Here is a 10,131-nt window from a genome sequence, read left to right as displayed (position 1 = left end):
GCCGCCGTATAGAAGCCGCACACCTCGTGCGACTTCAGAATTCTCTGCCGCCAACTGCTCACGAATGGCCTTATGCACATCCTGAGCCTGCTGCGGCGTTGCAGTCAGCCCGGTACCAATTGCCCAGACCGGCTCGTAAGCTATGACTGCCTTGGCAAAAGCACCAACACCCAGCTCCTCGATGATGCTGCCCAGCTGACGCCCGACAACCTCAAGAGTTTTCCCGGCCTCACGTTGCTCAAGGGTCTCCCCTACACACAACACCGGAATCAAGCCACATGCCTGTGCCGCTGCGAACTTGCGATTCAGCATTCCGTCTCGCTCGCCCATTATCTGACGGCGTTCGGAGTGCCCGACAAGCACCAGGGAACAACCTGCATCCACTAACTGACTCGGTGCTATTTCACCGGTCAATGCACCTTGCATGGATTCCACCGCAGAATTCTGCGCACCGACCGAAATCGATTTACCTTTCAAGCCATCAATCACTTGATTGATATACAAGCAAGGCGGGAATACCGCGACATCAACACCGCTTGGCAAGGCCAGATGACGAAGGCCGTTGATCAGCTCAGCGACGCTGGAGCGGGTACCGTGCATCTTCCAGTTACCAGCTACCATAGGGCGACGCATGCTGTACCTCGTCGGTCAAAGTGGGCGCAGATGTTACCCAACACAATCATGGCTTGCAAGCCGAATCAGGCAGAAACTTCAGTTACCAGTTTTGCCAGTTCTTCGGCATAGCTGCGAACCTGAGTTTCGTCCTCGCCTTCGACCATCACACGCACCAGAGGCTCTGTGCCGGACTTGCGCAAAAGCACCCGCCCGCGCCCCGCCATTGCCTGGGTAACGCGCGCGCTGGCTTCCTTGACAGCCGGATGCTCCAGCGGGCTTTCGCCGCCGCCAAAGCGCACATTGATCAGCACCTGAGGACACTTGCGCAACGCCTGGCGAGTTTGCGCCAGCCCCTCATTACGCGTCTTCAGTGCCATCAGCACTTGCAGCGCAGCAATGATCGCGTCGCCGGTCGTCGTGTGATTGAAGCAAACAATGTGCCCCGAGTTCTCACCACCGACCAGCCAGTTGCGCTCAAGCAATTCGGCAATCACATAACGGTCGCCCACGTTGGCGCGAATAAATGGAATCGAAAGCTCGGCAAGCGCCAACTCCAGACCGAGGTTGCTCATCAGCGTGCCAACGACACCCCCCTGAAGCTTTCCTCGCTCATGCAGATCACGAGCAATGATGAACAGCAGTTCATCACCATCGACGATGGCCCCCGTGTGATCGACCATCAGAACCCGATCACCATCACCATCAAAAGCGATACCGAGGTCAGCGTGCTCAGCCAGCACTGCCGCCTGCAACTGCCCCATATGGGTCGAACCACAGTTATCGTTGATGTTCAGACCGTTTGGCTGTGCCGACAACACTACAACGTCCGCACCGAGCTCACGAAAAACGCTCGGCGCAACTTTATAGGTCGCACCGTGGGCACAGTCGATAACGATCTTGAGACCAGAAAAACTGGTACCGGTTGGCACACTGCTTTTGCAGAACTCAATGTAGCGGCCAGAGGCATCATTGATTCGCGAAACCTTGCCGATCTTGCTCGACTCGACCACGGTCATTGGCGTGTCGAGCAGCTCTTCAATCATCAGTTCCAGCTCATCCGGCAGCTTGGTGCCCTTACCCGAGAAGAACTTGATGCCGTTATCATCATGCGGATTGTGCGAAGCGCTGATCACGATACCCGCCTCAGCCTGAAACGTTCGCGAGAGGTAAGCAATAGCAGGTGTCGGCATCGGACCGAGCAGCATCACGTCAGCACCTGCCGACGTCAGGCCAGCCTCAAGGGCCGATTCAAACATGTAGCCGGAAATTCGAGTGTCTTTGCCGACCAGCACCTTGCAGGCACCCATCTTGCGGAACGCCATGCCGGCAGCCCAACCGAGCTTGAGCATGAAGTCAGGAGTAATCGGGTATTCACCGACTCGACCACGAATGCCGTCAGTACCAAAGTATTTCTTGCTCATAAGTGCTCCATCATTCTTATTCGGCTGATTCCACGGCCGCGATCATCCGCACCACGTCTACTGTTTCCGCCACATCATGGACGCGCAATATACGCGCACCCTTGACTGACGCCAGTGCAGCCAGTGCCAGACCACCGTGCAGACGCTCGCCCACAGGACGATTCAACGCATGCCCGATCATGCTTTTGCGCGAAACACCAACCAACAACGGCCGGCCCAACGCATGCAGGGCTTCCATATGCTTGAACAAGCTTAGATTGTGCTGCAGGGTTTTGGCGAAGCCAAAGCCGGGATCGAGAATGATCCGCTCAGCCGGGATGCCCGCCAGCGCACATCGGGCCATGCGCTCGGCGAGAAACTCGCCCACTTCTCGCGTGACATTCTGATATTGCGGATTGTCCTGCATATCACCCGGCTCACCGAGCATATGCATGAGGCACACAGGCAGCCCTGTAGCCGCCGCGGCGTCGAGCGCCCCATCGCGCTGCAGGGATCGCACATCGTTGATCAAACCCGCGCCCAGCCGTGCGGTTTCGCGCATCACGGCGGGAGTCGACGTATCGACCGAGATGATGACATCGAGTTCGCGATTGATCCGTTCGACGATCGGCGCCACGCGCTCAAGCTCTTCCAGCGGAGAAACCGCTCGCGCGCCAGGACGGGTGGATTCCCCCCCCACATCAATCAGCGTTGCACCAGCCACAACCATGGCTTCGGCATGGCGCAGCGCCGCGTCGAGCTGGCTGTATCGGCCACCATCAGAAAAGGAATCGGGAGTGACATTGAGAATGCCCATGACATGCGTATGGGCCAAATCAAGAACCCGGTTGCCGCAAGGCAACCGGGTCAGGGACTGTACAGAAGTCATTTCAAACCTTAAACGTCAGCAGCCGGACCGCCAATCGGTTTTTCCGGACGCTCATCCTGAACAACTGGCGGCGGCGGAGTGCCGGCACCACCCGACCAATCACGCGGCTCGCGAGGCGTACGACCCGCCATGATGTCGTCGATCTGTTCAGCATCGATCGTTTCATACTTCATCAGGGCATCAGCCATTGCATCGAGCTTGTCACGGTTGTCCGTGAGGATCTGCTTGGCAGTGCCATAGCACTGATCAATGATGCTGCGCACTTCGGAGTCGATCAGCTTGGCCGTCTCACCGGAGAAGCTTGCAGCCTGACCACCACCGCCGCGACCCAGGAAAACTTCGCCTTCTTCTTCGGCATACATCAGCGGACCGAGTTTTTCCGACAGACCCCACTTGGTCACCATGTTTCGCGCAATCTGGCTGGCACGCATGATGTCGTTGGAAGCACCAGTGGTGACGCCGTCGAAACCGAGCGTCATTTCTTCCGCGATACGGCCACCGTACAGCGAGCAGATCTGGCTGATCAGTGCACGCTTGGACAGGCTGTAGCGATCTTCTTCCGGCAGGAACATCGTCACACCCAGCGCACGACCGCGCGGAATGATCGAAACCTTATAGACCGGATCATGCTCAGGCACGACGCGACCAACAATAGCGTGGCCTGCCTCGTGATAAGCGGTGTTCTGCTTTTCTTTCTCGGACATGACCATCGATTTGCGCTCAGCGCCCATCATGATCTTGTCTTTAGCCAGTTCGAACTCTTTCATCTCGACGATGCGTTTGCCGGCGCGAGCCGCAAACAGAGAGGCTTCGTTGACCAGGTTAGCGAGGTCAGCACCGGAGAAACCTGGAGTACCACGAGCGATAACGGCCGGAGCAACGTCGTCACCCATTGGCACTTTACGCATGTGAACCTTGAGAATCTGTTCGCGACCACGGATATCCGGCAGACCGACCACCACTTGACGGTCGAAACGGCCTGGACGCAGCAGCGCAGGGTCGAGTACGTCAGGACGGTTGGTTGCAGCAATCACGATAATGCCGTCGTTCATTTCGAAGCCGTCCATCTCAACCAGCAACTGGTTGAGAGTCTGCTCACGCTCGTCGTGACCACCACCCATACCGGCGCCACGATGGCGACCGACGGCGTCGATTTCGTCGATGAAGATGATGCACGGCGCGTGTTTCTTCGCCTGCTCGAACATGTCACGAACACGACTTGCGCCGACGCCGACGAACATCTCGACAAAGTCGGAACCGGAAATAGTGAAGAAAGGCACTTTGGCTTCGCCGGCAATGGCTTTGGCCAGCAAGGTTTTACCGGTACCCGGAGGACCGACCATCAGCACACCGCGAGGAATGCGACCACCAAGACGCTGAAACTTGCCCGGATCACGGAGGAATTCAACGAGCTCGCCAACCTCTTCCTTGGCTTCGTCGCAACCGGCAACGTCAGCCAAGGTGGTTTTCACCTGATCTTCGGAGAGCAGGCGCGCCTTGCTCTTGCCGAAGCTCATCGGTCCGCCCTTGCCACCGGCACCACCCTGCATCTGGCGCATGAAGAACATGAACACCGCGATGATCACCAGGATCGGGAAGCTGGCCACCAGAAGCTGGGTCCAGATGCTTTGCTGTTCTGGCTGCTTGCCTTCAACCACGACGTGGTTGTCGACCAGGTCACCGATCAGGCCATTGTCCTGAATTGCCGGACGAATGGTCTTGAAGCTGTCGCCATCGTTGCGCTTGCCGGTAATCACATAGCCATCAACCGCGACGCGCTCGACCTTGCCATCCTTGACCTGCTGGATGAAGTCGGAATAGTTGAGGGTCTGCGGCTCGTTAGGGCTGGAGAAGATGTTCATCACCGTCACGAGGACAGCAGCGATGATCAACAACAGGATCAGATTCTTTGCCATATCGTTCAATTAACTACCCTCTGAAGCAAGCTCCGCTACTGGCGCGCGCTTCGCATGATATTCACCGGCCTAACTTACTACATTACCTACAACTCTGGCAGGCGCCGTCTGTAACCCTTTGTGAAACACTTTCTACACAATATTCGCTTATGCACGCGGGGCGAAATACGAAAAACCTATCACCCTGCACAAAAAACCTCGTTTTACTCACTACGGCCCCGGTAGCCCCAAGCCAGCATGTATTGCTCACGAGAACTGCCGCGGGACGAGTCCGGCTTGATCATCTGGATCTTGTCGAACTTCTTGCGAGCATCCTTCAGGTAAACATCAAATCCTTCGCCCTGAAAAATCTTGATAACGAAATTACCACCCGGCTTGAGTATCCGCTCCGCCAGATCAAGCGCCAGCTCGCAAAGGAACATGGCTTTGGGCATATCCACTTCAGGCGTACCACTCATATTGGGGGCCATATCGGAAATCACAAGGTCTACCTGCGAATTACCGACGGCTTCCAGAATTTGCGCGAGCACGGCGTCCTCGGTGAAGTCACCCTGGATAAATGTCACGTCAGGGATGCTGTCCATTTCCAGGATGTCCGAAGCGATCAGACGCCCCTGACCACCGATCAGCCGACTGGTGACCTGCGACCAGCCACCGGGCGCTGCCCCCAGGTCGACAACGCTCATACCAGGGCGGATCAGCTTGTATTTCTCCTGGACCTCCAGAAGCTTGTAACTCGCACGCGAGCGGTAGCCATCCTTCTGCGCTTGCTTCACATAAGGATCGTTGACATGTCGTTTCAGCCAACCAAGGCTTGTCTTGGAACGCGCCATTGGGCACCTCGATGATTAGGGTCGTGATTAATTGGGCGGATCAGCGAACCCTCGGGTAAAATGGCCGCCATTTTACAGAATCCAGACGAAAGGGTCAGATTATGCCGCTCACTCCAGAGCAGAAGAAACAGTACAAATCCATTGGCCACCACCTGAAACCCGTTTTGACGGTGGCTGACAACGGTTTGACTGAAGGTGTGTTAGCCGAACTTGAACGCGCTTTGGCCGATCACGAGCTGATTAAAATCAAGCTCAACATCCTCGACCGCGAGTCGCGCCTGGCGCACATTGCAGAACTGTGCAAGGTCGGCAAAGCGGATCTGGTACAGGTCATCGGCAAGATGGCATTGGTTTATCGCAAGAACTTCAGTGCCAACAAGCAGCTGTCGAACGTTCATCGCTTCAAGTGATGACAAGGGTCAAGGGTGTGCTTCGCGCACCCTGCCACTCCATCCCGGCACCGGCTGCAATACCAGCGCCAGACCGGAAAAGCCCAACACAAGATAGCTGAACACCTGCCAGCGCTGCGCATCCGGCCAGCCGACACGCACCGCGACAAACATCGCGCACGCATACAACGCCATCAGCAGCACCTGCCCGCGAAAATCCCGCCATAGACTGGCAAGGCCCTCGGCCTGTACCAGCACCAAAGCCTGAAAAATCACGCATGCGGCGGAAAAACCACCACCAGCACTTCAAATGCACTGGCGACTTCATCGATCAGCAGCGGCGCCAGGCCAATCTTGCCCAATGCCGGCTGCAAACCGAAATGAATCAACCAGAGACCGCCGACCCACAACATCTGGGTCAGCTGCCAAAGCATGGCGCCCGCATGCAGCGGGCGCCCGGTTTCAGATGTGACGGACTTCGACAATCTCGTACTCGATAACGCCGCCAGGCGTTTTCACGGCGACCACATCGCCCTCTTCCTTGCCGATCAAGGCGCGAGCCAAAGGCGAGCCAACCGAAATCTTGCCGAGTTTGAAGTCAGCCTCATCCTCACCCACGATGTGGTAAGTGACGGTTTCATCAGTCTCGACGTTGGCGATTTCGACGGTAGTACCGAAGATCACTTTGCCCGTGTGAGGAATGGTCGTGACATCAATGATGACCTGATTCTGAATCCGGCCTTCGATGTCACGAATCCGCGCCTCGACCATGCCTTGCTGTTCGCGGGCAGCATGGTATTCAGCGTTTTCTTTCAAATCACCCAACTCGCGGGCCGTACCGATGTCCTGGCTGAGCTTCGGACGCACGACCTTGGTCAGGTGAGTATGTTCTTCTTCCAGGGCGCGAGCGCCCTGAACAGTCATTGGGTATTTAACTAAGCTCATGCCTTCAATCCTGCGTGTAGATCCTGCAAGCGGCGCACGGTCTTTTCCGGACCGAACTTCAGCGCTTCACAGATAGCTTCGCCCGCAGCAATGGTGGTGGTGCAGTAAATCTTGTGCTGCAAGGCATTACGACGAATGGAATACGAATCAGCGATCGACTGACGACCTTCGGTGGTGTTGATGATCAGGGTGACTTCGTCATTCTTGATCATGTCGACCACGTGCGGACGACCCTCGGTCACTTTGTTCACACGGCGCACTTTCAGGCCAGCCGCTTCGATCAGCTTGGCAGTACCGGCAGTGGCAACCACTTCGAAACCCAAGTTGATCAGATCACGGGCCACGCCTGCAACCAGTGGTTTGTCATCATCACGCACGCTGATGAACGCAGTACCGCCGGTAGGCAGCACTTCGCTGGCGCCCATCTGGGCTTTGGCGAATGCCTCACCGAAGGTATCGCCGACGCCCATCACTTCACCAGTCGACTTCATCTCTGGGCCGAGGATCGGGTCAACACCAGGGAATTTGGCGAATGGGAATACCGCCTCTTTCACGCTGTAGAAGTTCGGGATGATTTCTTTGGTGAAGCCGATTTCCTGCAGGGTTTTACCGGCCATCACGCGAGCAGCGATCATTGCCAGGGAAACACCGATGCACTTGGAGACGAACGGTACGGTACGGGAAGCGCGCGGGTTGACCTCAATGACGTAGATGTCTTCGCCTTGCAGCGCCAACTGCACGTTCATCAGGCCGACAACGCCCAGTTCCAGGGCCATTTTCTTGACCTGTTCGCGCATCTCGTCCTGGATGTGCGCCGGCAGCGAGTACGGCGGCAGCGAGCAAGCGGAGTCACCGGAGTGAACGCCAGCCTGCTCAATGTGTTGCATGATCGCGCCGATCACCACGTCTTTGCCGTCGCAGACCGCATCCACGTCCATTTCGATGGCGCAGTTGAGGAAATGGTCGAGCAGCACCGGGCTGTCGTTGGACACTTGCACTGCGTCACGCAGGTAACGCTTGAGCTCGTCTTCCTTGTAAACGATTTCCATCGCACGGCCGCCCAGTACATAGGAGGGACGAACCACCAGCGGATAACCGATCTTCGCAGCAGCGCGAACAGCTTCGTCTTCGCTGCGCACGGTGGCGTTTGGCGGCTGACGCAGGTTCAGGCGCTCAACCATTTGCTGGAAACGCTCACGGTCTTCAGCGCGGTCGATGGCATCAGGGCTGGTGCCGATGATTGGCACGCCAGCAGCTTCCAGAGCACGAGCCAGTTTCAGCGGAGTCTGGCCGCCGTACTGGACAATCACGCCTTTCGGCTTCTCGACGCGGCAGATTTCCAGCACGTCTTCCAGGGTTACCGGCTCAAAGTACAGACGGTCGGAAGTGTCGTAGTCAGTGGAAACGGTTTCCGGGTTGCAGTTGACCATGATGGTTTCGTAGCCATCTTCGCGCAGAGCGAGGGCAGCGTGAACGCAGCAGTAGTCGAACTCGATGCCTTGGCCGATACGGTTTGGACCGCCACCCAGAATCATGATTTTGTCGCGACCCGACGGTGCGGCTTCGCACTCTTCCTCGTACGTCGAGTAGAGGTAAGCGGTGTCGGTTGCGAACTCGGCGGCACAGGTATCAACGCGCTTGTAGACCGGGAACACTTCCAGCTTTTGACGGTGCGTGCGCAGGTTTTTCTCGGTCACGCCCAGCAGCTTGGCCAGACGCTGATCAGAGAAGCCTTTGCGCTTGAGCTTGAACATCAAGTCGCGGTCGATAGCCGACAGGCCAAGGGTCTTGACCTTCTCTTCGTCCTTGATCAGATCTTCGATCTGCACCAGGAACCACGGGTCGATCATGTTCATGCCGAAAATGTCTTCGACGGTCATGCCGGCGCGGAAAGCGTCCGCCACGTACCAGATACGCTCGGCGCCCGGTACGGTCAGTTCGCGCTTGAGCACGCTCATGCTTTCCGGGTTGCTCAGGTCGAGCTTCTCGTCCAGACCGCAAACGCCCACTTCCAGACCGCGCAGAGCTTTCTGCAGGGATTCCTGGAAGGTCCGGCCGATGGCCATGACTTCACCAACCGACTTCATCTGAGTGGTCAGGCGCGCGTCAGCGTTGGCGAATTTTTCGAAGGCGAAGCGTGGCAGCTTGGTGACGACGTAGTCGATCGACGGCTCGAAGGACGCCGGGGTCTTGCCGCCGGTGATGTCGTTCGACAGTTCGTCGAGGGTGTAGCCCACAGCCAGTTTGGCCGCGACTTTGGCGATCGGGAAACCGGTGGCTTTCGAAGCCAGTGCCGAGGAACGCGACACACGCGGGTTCATCTCGATCACGACCATGCGGCCGGTGTCCGGGCAGATACCGAACTGTACGTTGGAACCGCCGGTCTCGACGCCGATCTCGCGCAGTACCGCCAGGGAGGCGTTACGCAGGATCTGGTATTCCTTGTCGGTCAGGGTCTGAGCCGGCGCAACAGTGATCGAGTCACCGGTGTGCACACCCATCGGGTCGAAGTTTTCGATCGAGCAAACGATGATGCAGTTGTCCTTTTTGTCGCGGACAACTTCCATTTCATATTCTTTCCAGCCGATCAGCGATTCGTCGATCAGCAGCTCTTTGGTCGGCGACAGGTCGAGACCGCGGGCGCAGATTTCTTCGAATTCTTCACGGTTGTAGGCGATACCGCCACCAGTGCCGCCCATGGTGAAGGACGGACGGATGATGCACGGGAAGCCCAGGCGCTCAAGAACGGCGTTGGCTTCTTCCATGCTGTGGGCGATACCGGAACGTGGGCATTCCAGGCCGATCGACTTCATGGCTTTGTCGAAACGCGAACGGTCTTCAGCCTTGTCGATGGTGTCGGCGTTGGCGCCGATCATTTCCACACCGAACTTCTCCAGAACGCCTTCGCGCTCCAGGTCCAGGGCGCAGTTCAGAGCGGTCTGGCCGCCCATGGTTGGCAACACTGCATCCGGGCGCTCTTTCTCGATGATCTTGGCAACGGTCTGCCACTTGATCGGCTCGATGTAGGTGGCGTCGGCCATGTCCGGGTCGGTCATGATCGTGGCCGGGTTGGAGTTGACCAGGATGACGCGGTAACCCTCTTCGCGCAGGGCTTTGCAAGCCTGGGCGCCGGAGTAGTCGAAT

At 57.3% G+C, this 10,131-nt stretch carries 8 protein-coding genes and 1 pseudogene; 1 reads left to right on the top strand and 8 read right to left on the bottom strand.

The features are described 5' to 3' along the window. From tpiA to rlmE, 5 genes are all read right to left on the bottom strand, one after another. Positions 1-633 (bottom strand): triose-phosphate isomerase (tpiA, locus tag ACIOWE_RS28965; protein WP_401398338.1); only part of this gene is annotated, 633 nt, incomplete at its 3' end. Between the two features lie 65 nt (positions 634-698). Continuing rightward, positions 699-2,036 carry a phosphoglucosamine mutase gene (gene glmM / locus ACIOWE_RS28960; protein WP_401398336.1) on the bottom strand — a complete coding sequence of 446 codons (1,338 nt, stop codon included), beginning with the start codon at positions 2,034-2,036 and terminating at the stop codon, positions 699-701. Positions 2,037-2,052: 16 nt separating this feature from the next. Then, a complete protein-coding gene (gene folP, locus ACIOWE_RS28955; RefSeq protein WP_401398334.1) occupies positions 2,053-2,904 on the bottom strand; it encodes a dihydropteroate synthase in 852 nt (283 codons plus the stop codon). A gap of 8 nt (positions 2,905-2,912) precedes the next feature. Continuing rightward, complete coding sequence (gene ftsH / locus ACIOWE_RS28950) at positions 2,913-4,820, bottom strand: ATP-dependent zinc metalloprotease FtsH (protein WP_401398340.1); 1,908 nt, start codon at positions 4,818-4,820, stop codon at positions 2,913-2,915. A gap of 203 nt (positions 4,821-5,023) precedes the next feature. Next, entirely contained in the window at positions 5,024-5,653 is a 630-nt protein-coding gene (rlmE, locus tag ACIOWE_RS28945) for a 23S rRNA (uridine(2552)-2'-O)-methyltransferase RlmE (RefSeq protein WP_008088328.1), read from the bottom strand. A 101-nt stretch (positions 5,654-5,754) separates the two neighbouring features. On the opposite strand from rlmE, the gene ACIOWE_RS28940 reads away from it, so the two are divergent. Beyond that, entirely contained in the window at positions 5,755-6,063 is a 309-nt protein-coding gene (locus ACIOWE_RS28940) for a YhbY family RNA-binding protein (RefSeq protein ID WP_016771761.1), read from the top strand. A gap of 9 nt (positions 6,064-6,072) precedes the next feature. On the opposite strand, the pseudogene ACIOWE_RS28935 reads toward ACIOWE_RS28940, so the two are convergent. From ACIOWE_RS28935 to carB, 3 genes and pseudogenes are all read right to left on the bottom strand, one after another. After that, a pseudogene (locus ACIOWE_RS28935) lies at positions 6,073-6,476 on the bottom strand (MFS transporter). A 28-nt stretch (positions 6,477-6,504) separates the two neighbouring features. Then, a complete protein-coding gene (greA, locus tag ACIOWE_RS28930; protein WP_201235492.1) occupies positions 6,505-6,987 on the bottom strand; it encodes a transcription elongation factor GreA in 483 nt (160 codons plus the stop codon). Then, positions 6,984-10,131 (bottom strand): carbamoyl-phosphate synthase large subunit (carB, locus tag ACIOWE_RS28925; RefSeq protein WP_401398332.1); only part of this gene is annotated, 3,148 nt, incomplete at its 5' end. The genes greA and carB, both read right to left, overlap by 4 nt.

The sequence above is a fragment of the Pseudomonas sp. NPDC087598 genome, from assembly GCF_044743525.1.
Lineage (GTDB): Bacteria > Pseudomonadota > Gammaproteobacteria > Pseudomonadales > Pseudomonadaceae > Aquipseudomonas.
The sequence above is the reverse complement of the archived record's forward strand: the minus strand, read 5'-3'. Positions and strand labels throughout refer to the sequence as shown.